This is a genomic window from Paraburkholderia sp. FT54, assembly GCF_031585635.1.
Classification (GTDB): Bacteria; Pseudomonadota; Gammaproteobacteria; order Burkholderiales; family Burkholderiaceae; genus Paraburkholderia.
Genome location: NZ_CP134195.1, coordinates 679,762 through 698,540, shown reverse-complemented (window position 1 = coordinate 698,540; position 18,779 = coordinate 679,762). Strand labels below are relative to the sequence as shown.

At 62.6% G+C, this 18,779-nt stretch carries 17 protein-coding genes and 1 tRNA gene; 8 read left to right on the top strand and 10 right to left on the bottom strand.

Going from position 1 to position 18,779, the window contains the following annotated elements:
* Positions 1 to 188 precede the first annotated feature (188 nt).
* Positions 189 to 665 carry a cyclic pyranopterin monophosphate synthase MoaC gene (moaC, locus tag RI103_RS03255; protein WP_310813986.1) on the top strand — a complete coding sequence of 159 codons (477 nt, stop codon included), beginning with the start codon at positions 189 to 191 and terminating at the stop codon, positions 663 to 665.
* A gap of 58 nt (positions 666 to 723) precedes the next feature.
* Here the strand turns inward: moaC and RI103_RS03250 are convergent, their stop codons facing one another.
* The 8 genes from RI103_RS03250 to recA form a co-directional block, all read right to left on the bottom strand.
* Complete coding sequence (locus tag RI103_RS03250; protein WP_310813985.1) at positions 724 to 2,508, bottom strand: Wzy polymerase domain-containing protein; 1,785 nt, start codon at positions 2,506 to 2,508, stop codon at positions 724 to 726.
* A gap of 169 nt (positions 2,509 to 2,677) precedes the next feature.
* Positions 2,678 to 3,301, bottom strand: a complete 624-nt coding sequence (locus RI103_RS03245; protein WP_310813984.1) for a pilin — start codon at positions 3,299 to 3,301, stop codon at positions 2,678 to 2,680.
* Between the two features lie 173 nt (positions 3,302 to 3,474).
* Positions 3,475 to 4,179 (bottom strand): TerC family protein, encoded by a 705-nt coding sequence (locus RI103_RS03240; RefSeq protein WP_310813983.1) that lies wholly within the window; start codon positions 4,177 to 4,179, stop codon positions 3,475 to 3,477.
* A 144-nt stretch (positions 4,180 to 4,323) separates the two neighbouring features.
* On the bottom strand, positions 4,324 to 5,205 hold the full coding sequence (sucD, locus tag RI103_RS03235) for a succinate--CoA ligase subunit alpha (protein WP_091799342.1): 882 nt from the start codon (positions 5,203 to 5,205) through the stop codon (positions 4,324 to 4,326).
* 147 nt (positions 5,206 to 5,352) lie between these two features.
* On the bottom strand, positions 5,353 to 6,522 hold the full coding sequence (sucC, locus tag RI103_RS03230) for an ADP-forming succinate--CoA ligase subunit beta (RefSeq protein WP_310813982.1): 1,170 nt from the start codon (positions 6,520 to 6,522) through the stop codon (positions 5,353 to 5,355).
* Positions 6,519 to 7,259, bottom strand: a complete 741-nt coding sequence (locus tag RI103_RS03225) for a DUF2889 domain-containing protein (RefSeq protein ID WP_310815161.1) — start codon at positions 7,257 to 7,259, stop codon at positions 6,519 to 6,521. Before RI103_RS03225 ends, sucC begins: the two co-directional genes overlap by 4 nt.
* A 163-nt stretch (positions 7,260 to 7,422) precedes the next feature.
* Entirely contained in the window at positions 7,423 to 8,118 is a 696-nt protein-coding gene (gene recX, locus RI103_RS03220; RefSeq protein ID WP_310813981.1) for a recombination regulator RecX, read from the bottom strand.
* Between the two features lie 7 nt (positions 8,119 to 8,125).
* The gene (gene recA, locus RI103_RS03215) at positions 8,126 to 9,202 is read right to left on the bottom strand and encodes a recombinase RecA (RefSeq protein ID WP_132373216.1); all 1,077 of its coding nucleotides are present in this window, start codon (positions 9,200 to 9,202) and stop codon (positions 8,126 to 8,128) included.
* Positions 9,203 to 9,434: 232 nt separating this feature from the next.
* Here recA and RI103_RS03210 point away from each other — a divergent pair, with 232 nt between their 5' ends.
* The 5 genes from RI103_RS03210 (at position 9,435) to RI103_RS03190 (ending at position 14,248) form a co-directional block, all read left to right on the top strand.
* Positions 9,435 to 10,211, top strand: coding sequence for a response regulator transcription factor (locus tag RI103_RS03210; RefSeq protein WP_310813980.1), 777 nt, complete (start codon positions 9,435 to 9,437; stop codon positions 10,209 to 10,211).
* A gap of 9 nt (positions 10,212 to 10,220) precedes the next feature.
* Complete coding sequence (locus RI103_RS03205; protein ID WP_310813979.1) at positions 10,221 to 11,759, top strand: sensor histidine kinase N-terminal domain-containing protein; 1,539 nt, start codon at positions 10,221 to 10,223, stop codon at positions 11,757 to 11,759.
* Between the two features lie 228 nt (positions 11,760 to 11,987).
* On the top strand, positions 11,988 to 13,646 hold the full coding sequence (locus RI103_RS03200) for an MFS transporter (RefSeq protein WP_310813977.1): 1,659 nt from the start codon (positions 11,988 to 11,990) through the stop codon (positions 13,644 to 13,646).
* Between the two features lie 89 nt (positions 13,647 to 13,735).
* Positions 13,736 to 13,812: transfer RNA gene (locus RI103_RS03195), tRNA-Met, on the top strand.
* Between the two features lie 85 nt (positions 13,813 to 13,897).
* Complete coding sequence (locus tag RI103_RS03190) at positions 13,898 to 14,248, top strand: hypothetical protein (protein WP_310813976.1); 351 nt, start codon at positions 13,898 to 13,900, stop codon at positions 14,246 to 14,248.
* Between the two features lie 124 nt (positions 14,249 to 14,372).
* Here RI103_RS03190 and RI103_RS03185 read toward each other — a convergent pair whose 3' ends face one another.
* Positions 14,373 to 14,816: a MarR family transcriptional regulator gene (locus tag RI103_RS03185; protein ID WP_310813975.1), complete on the bottom strand. Its 444-nt coding sequence runs from the start codon at positions 14,814 to 14,816 to the stop codon at positions 14,373 to 14,375.
* Positions 14,817 to 14,952: 136 nt separating this feature from the next.
* Between RI103_RS03185 and RI103_RS03180 the strand changes: the two genes are divergently transcribed.
* The gene (locus tag RI103_RS03180) at positions 14,953 to 16,491 is read left to right on the top strand and encodes a DHA2 family efflux MFS transporter permease subunit (RefSeq protein ID WP_310813974.1); all 1,539 of its coding nucleotides are present in this window, start codon (positions 14,953 to 14,955) and stop codon (positions 16,489 to 16,491) included.
* Between the two features lie 138 nt (positions 16,492 to 16,629).
* On the opposite strand, the gene RI103_RS03175 is transcribed toward RI103_RS03180, so the two are convergent.
* Positions 16,630 to 17,307, bottom strand: coding sequence for an FCD domain-containing protein (locus tag RI103_RS03175; protein WP_310815160.1), 678 nt, complete (start codon positions 17,305 to 17,307; stop codon positions 16,630 to 16,632).
* A gap of 288 nt (positions 17,308 to 17,595) precedes the next feature.
* Between RI103_RS03175 and dgoD the strand changes: the two genes are divergently transcribed.
* Complete coding sequence (gene dgoD, locus RI103_RS03170) at positions 17,596 to 18,744, top strand: galactonate dehydratase (protein ID WP_310813973.1); 1,149 nt, start codon at positions 17,596 to 17,598, stop codon at positions 18,742 to 18,744.
* Positions 18,745 to 18,779: the final 35 nt, after the last annotated feature.

The window sequence follows — 18,779 nt, the reverse complement described above, 5'->3', positions numbered from 1 at the left end:
AATTGTAATCAGTCGTCGCGGGATTTCATGTGATTCGCGTCACGGCGATTCGAGCCCACCCGGCGATTTGCCACGCCGCCTGCGCAGACGGCGGACGCGGGCGGCGCTTTGGTCGTCGCAAACGCAGTGCGCACGCCGCGCGGCTTTGCCGCGCTGCTATGATAGGCGCCCTCTGAAGGAGCCCAACCATGCCTGAACTCACTCATTTCGACGCCGCCGGCCAGGCGCATATGGTGGACGTCGGCGGCAAGCAGGAGACCAAGCGCATTGCGATTGCGCGCGGCTCGATTCGCATGCTGCCGGAGACGTTCGCGCTGATCCGCGACGGCAATGCCAAGAAAGGCGACGTGATCGGCATCGCTCGGATTGCCGCGATTCAAGGTTCGAAGCGCACCGCCGATCTGATCCCGCTGTGTCATCCGCTGGCGCTGACGCGCGTCAAGGTGGATTTCGAGCTCGATGACGCGCTGCCGGGCGTGCATTGCACGGTTCAGGTTGAAACGCTGGGTCGAACGGGGGTGGAGATGGAAGCGCTGACGGCCGTGCAGGTCGGGCTGCTGACGGTGTACGACATGTGCAAGGCGGTCGATCGCGGGATGACGATCACCGATGTGAAGGTGCTGGAGAAGCACGGCGGGAAATCGGGGGATTGGGTGGCGGGTTGATGACTGTGTGTGTCATCGCCCCGCTCCACCCGTCAAGCTTTGAAGCGAACGCGGCGGCTCATTCGTCGTCGCTGTCGTCGTCCTCATTGACGTCGCCCGGCGGCATGCCGTAGCGCTTGACCAGTTCCGCCTTGAAACCGGTCAGCGTTTTCTGCTCGTCGCAGAGCTGGTACAGATAGCTCAGTTGCGACGGCCAGTCCTTGAGTTCCACGGCGAAGATCTTCAGGCGTTCAACAGTATCGAACGCCGCTGCCTGGTCGCCGCTCAACGCCTGCAGCACCGCATAGCGGCGCAGCACCGTTTCGCCCGGCAGCAGCGCCATTGCCTGTTTGTGCATGGCGAGCTTGTGTTGAAGATCCATCGAATTCATCGGCAAAAGCGTCGCTAGGCCGTATTCGCCCCACGCCTGGAACAGGAACGACGGGTCCGCGCGATACTGTTCGGCGGGACGCTGGCCGTAGTACAGCACCTCGGCGCGCGCGTAGTCGCGATACACCGGATACAGCGCGGCCAGACCGCCGAACACCACCACGGCAAACGCGCCGAACGACAGGCGTGCCGGCACGAGGCGCAGCGGCCGCGTTTCCAGCAGCCCGAACACGAACATGGCCGGCAACAGGAAGAACATGTACTGCTGCGGATATTCGACCAGCGCGTGCATGACCAGCACACCGATCAACGCAATGCCGAACACCCGAGCCGAACTTTGCGGCGCGCGCACCACGCGTATGAGCCAGGTAATCAGGCCAAACAGCACGATTGCGAGGCCGATCAAGCCGGTCTTCGCGAGCAGGTCGATGAAGATATCGTGCGAATTGTTGGCGATCTCGACGCCGCCGAGCGACTTTGCAAACTCGTACTGATAGCTCGGAAATTCGCCCCAGCCAACGCCCAGCAACGGATGCGTCTTGAACATCGTCCAACCGTACTTCCACAGCGCGAGGCGCGGCGCGATCTGACCGGCATCCTGAAAACGTTCGGCGGCGGACTGACCGAGCTCAAGGTGATAGTGAACGTTGGCCCAGCGAATCAACGCGTTGATCACGAAAAACAGCACGGCCAGCGCGATCGGAATGAGCCAGTCGCGGTTGCTGCGACGCAACTGCAACTGATCGCGGGTCTGCGCGAATGCCATCCAGAAACCCGCCACCACGATCACGCCCATCTGCAACCACGGACCGCGCGACACGGTCAGCGCGAGGCCCACCGCGAAAATCGTCGACACGAGGAACCAGATGCTGACCGCGATCCGTCGCGTCTGCACGAGGAATAGCGCGCCCGCCATCGCAAACGCGATATAGGTGGCGAGGTGGTTGGCTTGAGCCATATTGCCGAACGGCCGTCGCTCGACGGTCACGTTATAGGCGACCACGAACGGCGCCACGCGCACTTCGAGGTGAAACAACTGGATGATCTGGCAGAACACCGCAAACAGCCCGCCGACGATCAACGCCCCGGCCGCCCAACGCAACGCGGTCTCGTTGAGCTTGGCGCGCGTAAAGCCATAGCCAGCATGCGTCGCCATCAAGGCTGCCAGCAGATAGCCACCGCCGAGCCAGTTCATCGACGGCTGCGTGACCGGCAACAGCACCGACTGCGCCACCAGCAGCAGCCCGAACAGCAACGGCACCAGCGCGACCACCGGCGACGCGAACGCCACACGCGGCTTGGCGCTCGCCACCAGCAGCACGACGCCTGCGCCGGTCAACAGATACAGACCGAGCGCGGTGAATTCAGCGTAAAAGGTCGGAATCGGATACGTATGGTTGACAACTGCATAAGGCAGCACCAACGCGAGAGCCAACAGAATGAAAGACAGATAGCGCGCGAAAGGGGTGGGCATCGAGGAACCGGTGGGCGTCAGCAACCGGCGCACTATACAAAAAAATTCTCCTGCTGTGCGCCGGCCGGGCTGAAATATCCCGAAAATCAGCCTTTTACGTGCGGACGACTGCGACTTCGCCCGCTCTCGCGATCATCGTGCGCTTATCCCGCATACATCTCGCGATCGTTCACGAACGGCACTCCGGTGGCGCAAGATTCGACGGCAACGTGGGCGCATCGGCAGGGGCCGGCCCGGCGCCCGGCGCCGGCAGCGAGGACGCGGATTTGCCGCCCGTGAAACATTCCCAGGTGAGCGCGCCAGCCTGCACTCCGCCCTTGCTCAACGCGATGCGCGCAGTCGGCGCATCGACATTGTCTGGCACCGACGGCACCAGCGTGAGCGTGTTCGAGCCCGCGGGCGCGACGCGCGTCGTGAAGGCGACGGTGATCTGGCCGGTGTCGTCGTCGACACGAATGGACTCGACGTTGCGGGTAGCAGGCGGCGACGCATAACCGCCGCTGAATGCATTGCCGCTCGCGGCGTTTTCGGACACGGCCAGCCGCGCGGACGCCGCCAGTGACAACCCTTCGCCGACGCGGCTACGCGCCAGATAGTCCTGATAAGCGGGAATTGCATAAGCGGCGATCACGCCGACGATCGCCAGCACGATCATCAGTTCGATCAGCGTGAAACCGAAGCCGAGGCGTCGGCAGGCACGCGCGAGCCGCGCCGACCAGCCCGCTCGGCAAAATCGTGTACGCGTGGACAGCGAGGCGTGGGAGTAAGGAGGATAAGGCAAGGTAACGATCATCGACAGGCTCCTGGAACGAAAAACGCCTGCCCCACGGATCGGGAACAGGCGTTTCAATCGTAGCCAGCGGCGCTCGTGTCATACAGTCAGCCGAACGGCTAACGTTGCGGCATGGTTCGGCTCAGGTTCGCGCCGGCGCTTGAGACGCCGTCATGCCGGCGCCGCATCCTGTCTCAAGCCGCCGCGCGATGGGCATTGCGGCGCTTGAACAGATACCCGAGGATCACGACGAACAACGCGCCCGCGATACTCATGCCGTATTCAGCCAGCGGCGTGTCGAGGATCGGCCAACGGTCGCCGGCCGGGTCATTGATGATCAGGCCGCCCGCGATCCAGCCCAGCAACGCGGCGCCGAGCGTGATGACGATGGGAAAGCGGTCGAGCAGTTTGAGAACCAGCTGGCTGCCCCACACGATTAGCGGAATGCTGACCACCAGGCCGAAAATCACCAGCGCGATCCGGTGTTCGGGGTCGGCGGCCTCAGCCGCGCCCGCAATCGCGATCACGTTGTCGAGGCTCATCACCGCGTCCGCGACGATGATGGTCTTGATCGCCGCCATCAGCTTGTCGGCCGGCTTGACGTTCTCATGCGGGTCGTGCGCCGGCGCCATCAGGCGCACGCCGATCCACAGCAGCAACAGGCCGCCCGCGAATTTCAGCAACGGCACATCGAGCAAGGCGACCGCGAACGCAATCAACGCCACGCGCAGCGCGATGGCGCCCGCCGTGCCCCACAGCACGCCTTTCGTGCGTTGGGACGGCGGCAAATTGCGGCAGGCCAGCGCGATCACGACAGCATTATCGCCACCCAACAGAATGTCGATGACGATGATCTGAATGACAGCGCCCCAATGGAGCGTGGCGAAGAACTCGAGCATGATTGAAAGAATAAGAAGAAATCCGACGCGCGGCCAATAAAAAAAGCGGGGGAGTCTGCACTCCCCCGCTTTTTGAACCGCACGCTCACGAAAGGGTTTCGTAAGCGTATCAAAAACGCGCCGACACTGCGCGCGAATTTCGACTTACAGCATCGCCTTCAGAAGACGCGCCATTTCCGACGGGTTCTTCGTGACCTTGATGCCGCATGCGTCCATGATTTCCAGTTTCGCTTCAGCCGTATCCGCACCGCCCGAGATCAGCGCGCCGGCGTGGCCCATGCGCTTGCCCGGAGGCGCCGTGACGCCGGCGATGAAGCCGACCACCGGCTTCTTCATGTTGTCCTTGATCCACTCGGCAGCGTTCGCTTCGTCCGGACCGCCGATCTCGCCGATCATGATGACGGCGTCCGTTTCCGGATCGTCGTTGAACATCTTCATCACGTCGATGTGCTTCAGACCGTTGATCGGGTCGCCGCCGATCCCGACCGCCGACGACTGGCCGAGGCCGATCGCCGTCAATTGACCGACTGCTTCGTACGTCAGCGTGCCCGAACGCGACACGACGCCGATGCGGCCCTTGCGGTGGATGTGACCCGGCATGATGCCGATCTTCAGCTCGTCCGGCGTGATCGTGCCCGGGCAGTTCGGTCCGAGCAGCAGCGTCTTGCGGTTTTCGGCGCGCATACGAGCCTTGAGCTCGATCATGTCGCGGACGGGAATGCCTTCCGTGATACAGATCGCCAGATCCAGATCGGCCTCGACCGCTTCCCAGATCGCGGCAGCAGCGCCTGCCGGCGGAACGTAAATCACCGACACGGTCGCGCCCGTTTCAGCCTTGGCTTCAGCGACGCTTGCGTAGATAGGAATGCCTTCGAAGTCTTCACCTGCGCGCTTCGGGTTCACGCCCGCAACGTACGCTTCGCGGCCGTTTGCATATTCACGGCAAGCACGCGTGTGGAACTGACCGGTCTTGCCGGTGATGCCCTGCGTGATGACCTTGGTGTCTTTGTTAATCAGAATCGACATGTATTGACCTCTGTTCGTTTGGCGTCGCGTCGTTGCGCCGCGCGGCGGGATGTTCTTCGCCCGCGCCGCTCATGCGCCATTCCCGCGCCGCCATTCGTAATCCTGGTTACCTGGAAAAAGCGTCTCGCAAAAGCTCGCGGACTCGGCTTACGCCTTGCCCGAAGCAGCCGCGACGACCTTCTGAGCCGCTTCTTCCATGCTGTCTGCCGCGATGATCGGCAGGCCGGATTCAGCGAGCATCTTCTTGCCGAGGTCTTCGTTCGTGCCCTTCATGCGGACCACGAGCGGCACCTTCAGCGAAACGGCCTTCGACGCCGCGATCACACCTTCCGCGATCACGTCGCAGCGCATGATGCCGCCGAAAATGTTGACCAGAATCGCGGTCAGGTTCGGATTCTTCAGCATGATCTTGAACGCTTCCGTGACCTTCTCCGTCGTGGCGCCACCGCCCACGTCCAGGAAGTTCGCCGGTTCGCCGCCGAACAGCTTGATGGTGTCCATCGTTGCCATTGCGAGGCCTGCGCCGTTCACGAGGCAGCCAATGTTGCCGTCGAGCGAGATGTACGCGAGGTCGAACTTCGACGCTTCGACTTCAGCCGGATCTTCTTCGTCCAGATCGCGATACGCGACGATTTCCGGGTGACGGAACAGTGCGTTCGAATCGAAGTTGAATTTCGCATCCAGCGCGATCACTTTGCCGTCGCCGGTCAGGATCAGCGGGTTGATTTCGGCCAGCGATGCGTCGGTTTCCCAGAATGCCTTGTACAGGCCTTGCAGGATCGCGCGCGCTTGCGGGATCGATGCGTCGGGCACGCCGATTTTCTTCGCGAGGTCGTCAGCTTCGGCGTCCTTCAGGCCGGTCGTCGGGTCGACGGCAACCTTGTGGATCAGCTCGGGCGTCTTTTCCGCGACTTCTTCGACGTCCATGCCGCCTTCGCTCGATGCCATCACGACGATCTTCTGCGACACGCGATCGATCACGAGGCCGACATACAGTTCCTTCTTGATGTCAGCGCCTTCTTCGATCAGCAGACGATTCACCTTCTGGCCTTCAGGGCCGGTCTGGTGCGTGACGAGCTGCATGCCGAGGATCTGGTTCGAGTATTCGCGAACCTGTTCCAGCGACTTGGCGACCTTCACGCCGCCGCCCTTGCCACGGCCACCCGCGTGGATCTGAGCCTTCACGACCCATACCGGGCCGCCGAGCTCTTCCGCGGCCTTGACCGCATCATCCACCGAGAAGACCGGCTTGCCGCGCGGTACCGCGACGCCGAATTTCCGCAGGATTTCCTTACCCTGGTACTCGTGAATCTTCATGCGTGATTCCCTTCAGTCTGAGAGTTGGATTGAACTTCGTTTCCGCTGCCGTCGTTCATGCCAGACGCGTTGCCACCCTCGCCTGTCTGGCGGACCGCCCCGTCGCCTGACGATGCCGCGCGATCCGCTGTATACGGAGCGCGGCCATACCAGCGCGGATAAAACTGCTGCACCGCCTCGCCGTCGAAACGCAGCGCGTGGCAGCGTCCCAGCTGGAATGGCGGTTTGTCGTTGGAATGCTCGCCCGTGCTGTTAGACGATCCGTCTCCCGAACCTGCGTTCGCGCCCGACGCGCTGTCACCGGTGTTCCACACTTCGCCGGCGAATGCCTGAATCGCGGCGGTCGGCAGGATCGCGCACAACTCGGTGAGATGCGTGCAACCCGCCGTGCCGCCCAGCAAACGGGCAGACTCACGACGGAAGTTTTGACGGAGATTAAGCCCGATGAGGGCACGGTAGGCGGGATTGCTGGCTTGGCACAAACCAGGATAGGGCACCCAGTCGGACGACGCCTCGGCGTCGACGACATTGAGCTTGCGATCGATGGTGATGCGAAGCCAGAGTTCATGGATCGGCTGACCATTGGGCCGGACGCCCGACGCAAGCACCACATCGCGCGGTTTTTCGTCGGTCAAGCACGCTTCCACATCCCACAGGCCATCGGCTCGCTCATAGGCTTCCGCTCTGATTGCGCGACGATGGCGCAACTGACGGGACACTGGCGGGGAGAGCGGCATGCGGGAAGGAAAGGCCGGATTTGGAAAACCCACGAATTTTAGCATACTGGGTATTTGGGACAGGTCCGATTGCGCATGGCCGCGCCATGCGTGGCTGAGAGCGGAAGACGTTGTCCCAAAGGGGTTTGCACGCAAACCAAGCATGACGCGCTTACTCGCCGCCCTACTCGTCGTCCATTCCCTTAAGAATTTTGCCGATCGTGGCGCCCGAAAATCCACGCGAGGCCAGAAAGCGCTGCTGTTTTGCCCGTTCGGCGGGCGTTTCGGGAAGCCGGCCGAATTTCTTTTGCCAGACAGCCTGCGCACGCGCGAGTTCGGTTTCGCGCAGTTGCGCGCTGGCCTCCTCGACGAGCGTCTGGTCGACCGAATGCTGCTTCAATTCCCCGACGATCCGGCTCGCGCCCAAGCGCGACGAGCGGCGATGAATCAGGCTTTCGGCGAAGCGCGAATCGGACAGCCAGTTTTCGGCTTCCAGCGAGTCGAGCAAGGTGTCGAGCGAGTCGGTTTCCTCGACGAACGGCTTCAGCTTGCGCGCGAGTTCGGTGCGACTGTATTCACGGCGAGATAAATAGCCGAGCGCGCGGCCTTTTAGTGACCGTGCCGGACGCAGGGATTTTTTGGCTTCGTCTTGCCCGGGTTTCGCTTCGCCAGGAACGCGACGCGAACGGGTGTAGGTGGTTTCGGAGGGATCCGGGCCTGCCGGCGGGGAGGATTCAAACTGCGCGCGCTGCGGATTGCGGCCCGCAGCACGATCGTGTGCGTCGAACGATTCGAATGGATCGAACGACTCGTCGTCTTCATCACGCGGGCCGTCCGCGTGGCGTCCTGAATCGGACAACGGCCGGCCCTTGCGTATCACGTGAGGGTTACTCTTCTTCGTCCGCGACTTCAGCGCCTGCGCCAGTCACGGCTTCAGCCATGGCATTCACGCCCAGCGACTCACGGATACGATTTTCGATCTCGCGAGCGATATCCGGATTTTCGCGCAGGAATTCACGCGCGTTGTCCTTGCCCTGACCGATACGTTCGCCGCTGTAGCTGTACCACGCGCCGGCCTTGTCGACGATCTTGGCCTGCACGCCCAGGTCGATGACTTCGCCCTGACGCGAAATACCTTCGCCGTACAGGATGTCGAAAATCGCTTCGCGGAACGGTGGAGCAACCTTGTTCTTCACCACCTTCACGCGCGTTTCGTTGCCGATCACTTCGTCGTTTTTCTTGATCGAACCGATACGGCGAATGTCCAGTCGCACCGACGCGTAGAACTTCAGCGCGTTACCGCCTGTGGTGGTTTCCGGATTGCCGAACATCACGCCGATCTTCATGCGGATCTGGTTGATGAAGATCACGAGGCAGTTCGTGCGCTTGATCGTGCCGGTGAGCTTGCGCAGCGCCTGCGACATGAGACGCGCTTGCAGACCCGGCAGCGAGTCGCCCATTTCGCCTTCGATTTCAGCCTTCGGCACGAGTGCCGCGACCGAGTCGATCACGATCATGTCGATCGAGCCCGAACGCACCAGTGCGTCGGCGATTTCGAGCGCCTGCTCACCCGTATCCGGCTGCGAAACCAGCAGGTCGTTCACGTTCACGCCGAGCTTGCCCGCGTACTGGATGTCCAGCGCGTGTTCCGCGTCGATAAACGCCGCCGTGCCGCCGAGCTTCTGCATTTCGGCGACGACCTGCAACGTCAGCGTGGTTTTACCGGACGACTCCGGACCATAAATTTCGACCACCCGGCCACGCGGCAAACCGCCGACGCCCAACGCGATGTCGAGGCCGAGCGATCCGGTTGAGACCACCTGGATATCTTCGACCGCCTCACCTGCGCCGAGCCGCATGACCGACCCTTTGCCGAACTGCTTTTCGATCTGCGCGAGTGCGGCAGCGAGTGCCTTGCTCTTTTCAGCCGTCAGTCCAGCCGAGCCTTTCTTGCTTTCTTCCATGAATCGTCCTTTGCTATGATGAACGGCGTCTGAGGCAGATGTGCAGCCCACTTTTAAAGGACAGCACACGAAACCCAGACACTGTATAAAAAAACAGTAGTTTTGGCAAGCACGATTCTCATGCGAACGCGCATTTTTACCGTCGCGCTGCCCAACTACCCACGATAATTTTTGGAGACCGCTGTGCGCCGGGGGACACCCCGCGGTGCCGGCAAGGCCAGGCTGGCGCACCATGCGAATTCTGATTGCCGAAGACGACAGCATACTCGCGGACGGTCTGGTTCGATCACTCCGCCAATCGGCCTATGCCGTCGATCACGTGAAGACCGGCGTCGAGGCCGACACCGCGCTGTCGATGCAAAGTTTCGACCTGCTAATTCTCGATCTGGGCCTGCCGCGCATGTCCGGGCTCGAGGTGCTGCGCCGCCTGCGCGCGCGCAATTCCAACCTGCCAGTGCTGATCCTGACCGCCGCGGACAGCGTCGACGAACGCGTCAAGGGTCTCGACCTCGGCGCCGACGATTACATGGCCAAGCCCTTCGCGCTGAACGAACTCGAAGCGCGCGTGCGCGCCCTGACCCGGCGCGGCGCGGGCGGTGGCCCGACGGTCGTGCGGCACGGGTCGCTGTCGTTCGACCAGGTCGGCCGGATCGCCTACGTCAATGAGCAGGTGATCGATCTGTCGGCGCGCGAACTGGGTTTGCTCGAAGTGCTGCTGCAGCGAATCGGCCGGCTGGTCTCGAAGGAACAACTCGTCGACCACCTGTGCGAATGGGGCGAGGAAGTCAGCAACAACGCGATCGAGGTCTACGTGCACCGCCTGCGCAAGAAAATCGAACCGAGCGGCGTGCGTATCATCACCGTGCGCGGTCTCGGCTACTGCCTCGAGAAAGCGGCGTCATCAACGAGCACAAGCGCGAACGCCATGACGACGACGCCACCCGCCGAGCCTGAGCCACCTGCCTCGCCGCCGTCCGGCACGATGCCGGCGAGCCATCACTACAAATAGAGGACACCCATGTCCGTGCGCGCAGACCGCGCTACGGCGCACGCGGCGGACCTCGACGAAGCGCGCGACGAGCGCTACGCCAATCCGTTCGCCCCGCCCGACGAAACCGAAGCCGCGGCCGAGGCGCGCCCGCGCTCGCTGTTCGGCGAGATTCTCGACTGGATGCTGGCGCCGTTGCTGCTGCTTTGGCCGATGAGCCTCGCTGTCACTTACCTGGTCGCCAAGTCGATCGCGAACAGCCCGTTCGACCGCGCGCTGGAAACCGACGCGTACGTGCTCGCGCGCCAGATTCATCCGGTCAACGGCGTGGCGGAATTATCGTTGCCCGACTCCACGCGTGATTTTTTGCGCGCGGACAATGTCGACAGCGTGTTCTATCAGGTGCTCGGCACGCGCGGCGAACTGGTGGGCGGCGAGCGCGACATGCCGTTGCCGCACGAGGAAGACCGGCCGCAGCCGGGTCTCGTCGAATTTCGTGACGACGTGCTGCGCGGCAACGATATCCGCGTCGCCTACACGACCGTCGAGTTTCCGCAGACGCCCGGCGCCCAGCCCGTGCTGGTGCAAGTCGCCGAAACGCTCGATAAACGCAGCCAGCTCGCCAACGACATCATCAAAGGCGTGATCCTGCCGCAGTTCGTGATCCTGCCGCTCGCGATCCTGCTGGTGTGGTTCGGCCTCTCGCGCGGTCTTGCGCCGCTGCACGCGCTGCAAGCGCATATCCGCGCGCGCCGCCCAGACGACTTGTCGCCCCTCGAAGCACGTCGCGCGCCGCCGGAAATCGAGCCGCTCGTGACCTCGTTCAACGATCTGCTGACGCGCCTCGAACAGAATATGGAGTTGCAAAAGCGCTTTATCGCCGATGCCGCGCATCAGATGAAAACGCCGCTAGCCGGCCTGCGCACTCAGGCCGAACTGGCCCTGCGCCAGGACGCCTCCGCGGAAGTGCATCGCTCGCTCGAGCAGATCGCCACCAGCTCGGAGCATGCGGCGCGGCTCGTCACGCAGTTGCTGGCGCTGGCGCGCGCGGAGAACCGCATGTCGGGACAGATTTTCACGCCGGTCGAGGTGGCGGAACTCGCGCGCCACGCGGTGCGCGACTGGGTTCAGGCCGCACTCGCCAAGCAGATGGATCTGGGCTACGAAGCGCCCGAGGAACCCGTGGAAGTGGACGGCAATCCTGTCATGTTGCGCGAAATGCTGTCGAACCTGATCGACAACGCCATCCGCTATACGCCGCCGGGCGGCCGTATCACGGTCAGGGTGCGGCATGAAGCGCCGGCGCGGCTCGTGTATCTGGAAGTCGAGGATACCGGGCTCGGCATTCCGGTGGCCGAACGTTCGCGGGTGATCGAGCGCTTCTACCGGATTCTCGGCCGCGAAGGCGATGGCAGCGGCCTCGGACTCGCGATCGTCCGCGAGATCGCGACCATGCACGGCGGCGAACTGACGATCGACGACAACGTCTATCAGACCTCGCCGCGGCTTGCCGGCACGCTCGTACGTGTCAGCTTGCACGTGCACGAAAGGGGGCGGGACTTACCCTAACGCGACTTGAGCGCACAAAATTGCAATGTCGATATTGGGATAACTTGAGAGCACATTAGGCGGCCTTGACGCCAGATCCGCGCGTGTTGAACAAAAACCCCACCACACACGCCAAACTGCAATTTCACCCCACCGCGTCAGTACGCCGTAAGTTTCCACTCCAATAATCGGTTCCACGGGAACGCCGTTACCGGCGAACCGCGTGCATATCAATATTGGAGACGACATATGGCTACCGTTGGCGGGCAAATCTCGCACGTGCCGATGACGCGCGAAGAGAAGCGGGTGATTTTCGCATCGTCGCTGGGTACGGTTTTCGAGTGGTACGACTTCTATCTGGCCGGCTCGCTCGCGGCCTTCATTAGCAAGAGCTTTTTCTCCGGCGTCAATCCGACGGCCGCCTTTATCTTCACGCTGCTCAGCTTCGCGGCCGGCTTCGCGGTCCGGCCGTTCGGCGCGATCGTGTTCGGGCGGCTCGGCGATCTGGTCGGGCGCAAGTACACGTTCCTCGTGACGATCGTGATCATGGGCCTGTCGACGTTCCTCGTAGGCTTTCTGCCGGGCTACGCGTCGATCGGCTTCGCTTCGCCGGTGATCTTCATCGCGATGCGGATGCTGCAAGGCCTCGCGCTCGGCGGCGAGTACGGCGGCGCCGCCACCTACGTGGCCGAACATGCGCCGCCCGGACGCCGCGGCTTCTACACGGCCTGGATCCAGACGACCGCCACGCTCGGCCTGTTTCTGTCGCTGCTGGTGATTCTCGGCGTGCGCACGGCCATGGGTGAGGATGCATTCGGCGCCTGGGGCTGGCGCATTCCGTTCGTCGTCTCGATCCTCCTGCTGGCCGTGTCGGTGTGGATTCGCCTGCAACTGCATGAATCGCCGGTATTCGAGCGTATCAAGGCCGAAGGCAAGACCTCCAAGGCGCCGCTGACCGAAGCCTTCGGCCAGTGGAAGAACCTGAAGATCGTGATTCTCGCGCTGATCGGCCTCACCGCCGGCCAGGCCGTGGTCTGGTACACGGGCCAGTTCTACACGCTGTTCTTCCTGACGCAGACGCTGAAGGTGGACGGCAGCAGCGCCAACATCATGATCGCGATCGCGCTGCTGATCGGCACACCGTTCTTCCTGTTTTTCGGCTCGCTGTCGGATCGTATCGGCCGTAAGCCGATCATCATGGCCGGCCTGCTGATCGCCGCGTGCACGTATTTCCCGCTGTTCAAGGCGCTGGCGCACTACACCAACCCGGCGCTGGAAACAGCGACCGCGAAGGCGCCGATCGTCGTGATCGCGAATCCGGACGAGTGCTCGTTCCAGTTCAACCCGGTCGGCACTTCGAAGTTCACGAGTTCCTGCGACATCGCCAAGAGCGCGCTCTCGAAGGCCGGCTTGAACTACGAGAACGTCGCCGCGCCGGCGGGCACGCTGGCGGAGATCAAGGTCGGCGATACGGTGATCAACACGTATGACGGCAAGGCCGCCGACGCCAAGGATCAAGGCAAGGCGTTCGACAAGACGCTCGCGACCACACTGAAGACCGCGGGCTATTCGCCGAAGGCCGATCCCTCGCAGATCAACTGGCCGATGACCGTGGTGATTCTGACGATCATGATGATCTACGTGACGATGGTCTACGGTCCGATCGCGGCGATGCTGGTGGAAATGTTCCCGACGCGCATCCGCTACACCTCGATGTCGCTGCCGTATCACATCGGCAACGGCTGGTTCGGCGGCTTCCTGCCGGCCACCGCGTTCGCGATCGTGGCGGCGAAGGGCAATATCTTTTCGGGACTGTGGTATCCGATCGTGATCGCGCTCGTCACCTTCGTGATCGGCATGCTGTTCGTGCGGGAAACCAAGGACTCGGACATCTACGCGAAGGACTGAAACGTCTGATGACCGGAACAACTTCTTGAAAAAGTTGCGCGCCGGGGGTTGACAGCCTCCCGCGCCATCCGCATAATCTCGCTTCTTTCGGCGAATTAGCTCAGTTGGTTAGAGCGACGGAATCATAATCCGCAGGTCCGGGGTTCGAGTCCCTGATTCGCCACCAGTTGCAAGAAAAAGCCGCTGATCCGCAAGGTTCAGCGGCTTTTTTGTTTTGGCATCCCAAATCGCAACTTCAAGGAGGTTTCTTGATGACGTTCCGCACCGCCACGCTCGCCGTGGCCACCGCTTCTATCGCGCTTCTCAGTGGCGCCGCCGCATTCGCCGCTCAGGCCCAGACATCGCCCGACAGTCAGTGGCGCGCCAGCGCGACCACGCTGTCCACGCTGCTGCAGGACGGCTACAAGATAGTCGCCGTCGTGAACGGCGCCCATGGCAGCGCTGGCCCGGCCGACACGATTTTCGTCCAGCGCGATCAGAGCGCCTTCAAATGTATCGACCCGCAGCAGCCGGACGGGAAAACGAGAACGTCCGTCGCGCCACCGGCATGTTTCGAGCTGGTGCCGCCGTCGGGTGCGTCGGGGACTCCCGAGTCGAAGTAGTCGGCACGCGGCGGGTGCGCGCGTGAGATCGAGCTTCCTGCCGGGAAGCCAACAGTCCGGCATTCATGGTTCTGGGACCCGCGCCGCAAACGCCGCACTGCTCAACTCACCTGCGCGCCGCCTGTCACCGGTCCACCAACCGGCTCAGATTCCCACGCACCCGCTGCAACAGCGCAATCAACTGCTTCGCTTCTTCGTCGGTGAAGCCGTTCAGCGCTTCGCGCGCGACTTCGTCGCCGACCTTGCGCGCCTTGCCGAGCGTGCGCTCGGCCTTCGGCGTCATGTGCACCTGGCGCTCGCGACGGTCCTGCGGATTGGCAGTCCGCTCGATCCAACCACCCTCTTCCATCCGGTCGAGCAAACGACCCGCTGAAATCGGCGCGACTTCGAGCAGGTCCGCGAGCCGCGCCTGATTGGTGTCGCCGTAATGCGCGAGATAGGCCAGCACGCGGCACTGCGCGCGCGTCAGATCGACCGAAGACTTCGCGAGGTCGTCGAAACGCTTGCCTGTCAGACGGCCGACATCGGAAATCAGAAAGCCGAAGCGCTCATCGAGTTGGGTTTTCATGCGCGGATTATACGAAAGGCCTTCGTTTTCCAGTGCTGAAACGGGCGGGATTCAGTCTCCGCATAATTCCGGATGGCAGGCGCGTGCACAACCGATATACTAAGCATGCTTACTATATCGACGACCCCGCTCACTCATGTCTTCCGACACCCCGGCGGCCAGTTCCGCCGCGCCGCTCAACCGGCCGATGATCACCGTCTCGATCATGCTGGCGACGTTGATCCAGACGCTCGACAGCACGATTGCCAACGTGGCGCTGCCGCATATGCAGGGCACGCTGTCCGCGTCGCAGGATGAGATCACATGGGTCTTGACTTCGTACATCGTCGCCGCCGCGATCGCCACGCCGCTCACCGGCTGGCTGTCCGACCGGCTGAGCGTCAAGCGCCTGCTGATCTTCGCGATCGGCGGCTTCACGGTGTCGTCGGCGCTGTGCGGTATGTCGGAGACGCTCACGCAGATCGTCGCGTCGCGCTTGCTGCAGGGGATTTTCGGCGCGTCGCTGGTGCCGCTGTCGCAGTCCATCCTGCTCGACATCAACCCGCGCGAGAAGCAGGGCCAGGCCATGGCGGTGTGGGGCATGGGCGTGATGGTCGGACCGATTCTCGGGCCGACGCTCGGCGGCTGGCTCACCGACAGCTACAACTGGCGCTGGGTGTTTTTCATCAACGTGCCGATCGGCGCGTTCGCGCTGTTCGGCGTGGCGACCTTCCTGCCTTCGCGCGAGCCGAAACACGACGCGAAGTTCGACGCGTTCGGCTTCGCCACGCTTGGGCTGGCCATCGGCGCATTGCAGGCCATGCTCGATCGCGGCGAGCAACTCGACTGGTTCGGCTCGAACGAAATCATCGTCGAGGCGCTGCTCGCGTCCATCAGCTTTGCGTTTTTTCTCGTGCATACGGCCACGGTCGGCAAGAAATCGTTCTTCAAGTACGAACTGCTGAAAGACCCGAACTTCGCCACGGGGACGTTTTTTATCTTCGTGATCGGCGCGGTGATGTATGCGACGCGCGCGTTGCTGCCGCCCATGCTGCAGAACCTGATGAACTATCCGGTTGCGACCACCGGCCTCGTCACCGCGCCGAGCGGCGCGGGCACGATGGTCGCCATGCTGTTCGCCGGACGCCTGCTGAAGCGGATCGACGCGCGGCTCCTGTTGCTCGCGGGCTTCCTGATCTCGGCATTCGCGCTATGGCAGATGATGCATTACACGATCGTGCTGTCGGAATCGGACATTGTCTGGCCTGGGGTGATTCAGGGCTTCGGGCTCGGTCTCGTGTTCGTGCCGCTGAGCGCGCTGACCTTCTCGACGCTCACGCCGGAACTGCGCGCGGACGGCACCGCGACGTACAGCCTGATGCGCAATATCGGCAGCAGTATCGGCATTTCGATCGTGCAAACGCTGATGACGCGCAACACGCAGGTTTCGCACGCGGACCTCGCGGCGAATATCACGCCCTTCAATCCCACCATCCAGCCGATGCTCAGTAGCGGCTCGAACTACGACATGGCCGCACTGAATGCGTCGATCACACAGCAGGCGTCGATGATCGCTTATCTGAACGACTTCAAACTGATGTTCATGGCAACGCTGCTGGTCATTCCGCTTCTGTTGTTGATCCGCCCCGCGCATAAGGCGGCGGATGCGTCAGTGGCGCATGCCGCGATGGATTGAAAACGCAATGGCCGATGTGCCGCGCTTATTCCGGGGCGGCGCGCACTGGCAATGCAGGAAGATTTCGACGCGGCGCCGAGCCGGATCGCCACCGCCTGACCACGCGAGCGCCACCGTGGCCAGCCGCCAGGCCGTCGTCTAGCCTTCGATCCGGCCGCGTGTCACAGCCAACAGTCCTGCCATCGCCGCACGCGCCGCAGCAGCGTCGCGATCGCGAATCGCCTCGAACACCGCCGTATGCTCGGCCAGCGATGCATTGAACACGTCCGCGCGTTTCGCGTTCAGCCGCAGTTGCGCTTCGAGCGTGCGCTCGATCAGCGTGCCGAGCGGAATCAGCAATTCGTTGCTGCACGCGGTCAGCACGCTCAAGTGGAACTGCAGATCGGCGCGCACCCATTCGTCGACATTGCGCGCCGCCACCATCGCGGTATGGGCCGCCGCGAGTGCGTAGAAGGTGTCGTCCGTGTGCGAGGCCGCCGCCAGACTCGCGGCATACGGCTCGATCATCTCGCGCATTTCCTGCAACTTGAGCGCGAACGCCATCGGCTCCGCGACCCGCGAGTACCAGTCGAGCACGTCGACATCGAGCAGATTCCACGCGTGTTTCGGCCGCACTCGCGTGCCCACGCGCGGACGCGATTCGATCAAGCCTTTCGACGTCAGCGTGCGCAATGCCTCGCGCAACACCGTGCGGCTCACGCCGAAGGTCTCCATCAACTCCGCTTCGCGCGGCAGGATCGAATCGGGCGCGTAGTCGCCGCGCAGAATCGCGGTCGCCAGCAGATGGGCGACACGCCCATGCAGATCGTGCTGAATAGCTTTCTCCTAGCGGCCTTGCGGCGCTTGTCGATATTGGAACTGAGGCCGAACGAGGCGCGATTATCCAGCATCGCGACTTCGACACCCACGGCCTCGGCCGCGCCGTCGTGGGACAAACGTGCTCACCACTATCTGGCAAATAGTACTATTAATAGTACTTAAACGCGCTTTTGTTGTAGCATGTGAATCCTCGAAATATTTCGCAGACGCCCAAGGCCGATGCTTTGCATGGGGCCGGAGTAAGCGCTAAAGCGTTAACTCAGGGCGACAAAGGAGACGCACACCATGAAAATCACCAAGCTCGAAACCTTCATCGTTCCGCCGCGCTGGTGCTTCCTGAAAATCGAAACCGACGAAGGCATCGTCGGCTGGGGCGAGCCGGTGATCGAAGGCCGCGCGCATACGGTGGCGGCCGCCGTGGAAGAACTGTCCGACTATCTGATCGGCAAAGACCCGCTTCTGATCGAAGACCATTGGCAGGTCATGTACCGCTCGGGCTTCTATCGCGGCGGCCCGATCACCATGAGCGCGATCGCCGGGGTCGACCAGGCGCTGTGGGACATCAAGGGCAAGCATCATGGCGTGCCGGTTCACGCGCTGCTCGGCGGCCAGGTGCGCGACAGGATCAAGGTGTATTCGTGGATCGGCGGCGACCGTCCGAGCGACGTGGCCAATAACGCGCGCGCCGTGGTCGAACGCGGCTTCAAGGCCGTGAAGATGAACGGCTCGGAAGAGCTGCAGATCATCGACACCTTCGACAAGGTGCAAGGCGTCATCAATAACGTCGCGGCCGTGCGCGAGGCGGTCGGACCGAACATCGGCATCGGCGTGGACTTCCACGGCCGCGTGCACAAGCCGATGGCCAAGGTGCTGGCGAAAGAACTCGACCCGTACAAGCTGCTCTTCATCGAAGAGCCGGTGCTGTCGGAGAACGCGGAAGCGCTGCGCGACATCGTCAATCAAACCAACACGCCGATCGCGCTGGGCGAGCGTCTGTATTCGCGCTGGGACTTCAAGCACATTCTGTCGGGCGGCTATGTCGACATCATTCAGCCGGATGCGTCGCACGCGGGCGGCATTACGGAGTGCCGCAAGATCGCGTCGATGGCCGAAGCCTACGACGTCGCGCTCGCGTTGCATTGCCCACTCGGACCGATCGCGCTCGCTACCTGCCTGCAGATCGACGCGGTGAGCTACAACGCGTTCATCCAGGAACAGAGCCTGGGCATTCACTACAACCAGGGCAACGACCTGCTCGACTACATCAGGAATCCGGAAGTCTTCAAATACGAAGACGGCTTCGTGTCGATTCCGCAAGGCCCGGGCCTCGGCATCGAGGTCAACGAAGAGAAAGTGCGGGAGATGGCGAAGGTCGGCCATCGTTGGCGCAATCCGGTGTGGCGTCACGAAGACGGCAGCGTCGCCGAATGGTGATTGCGTGAAGAGACGCCGCCCGTGGCGGTGATTCT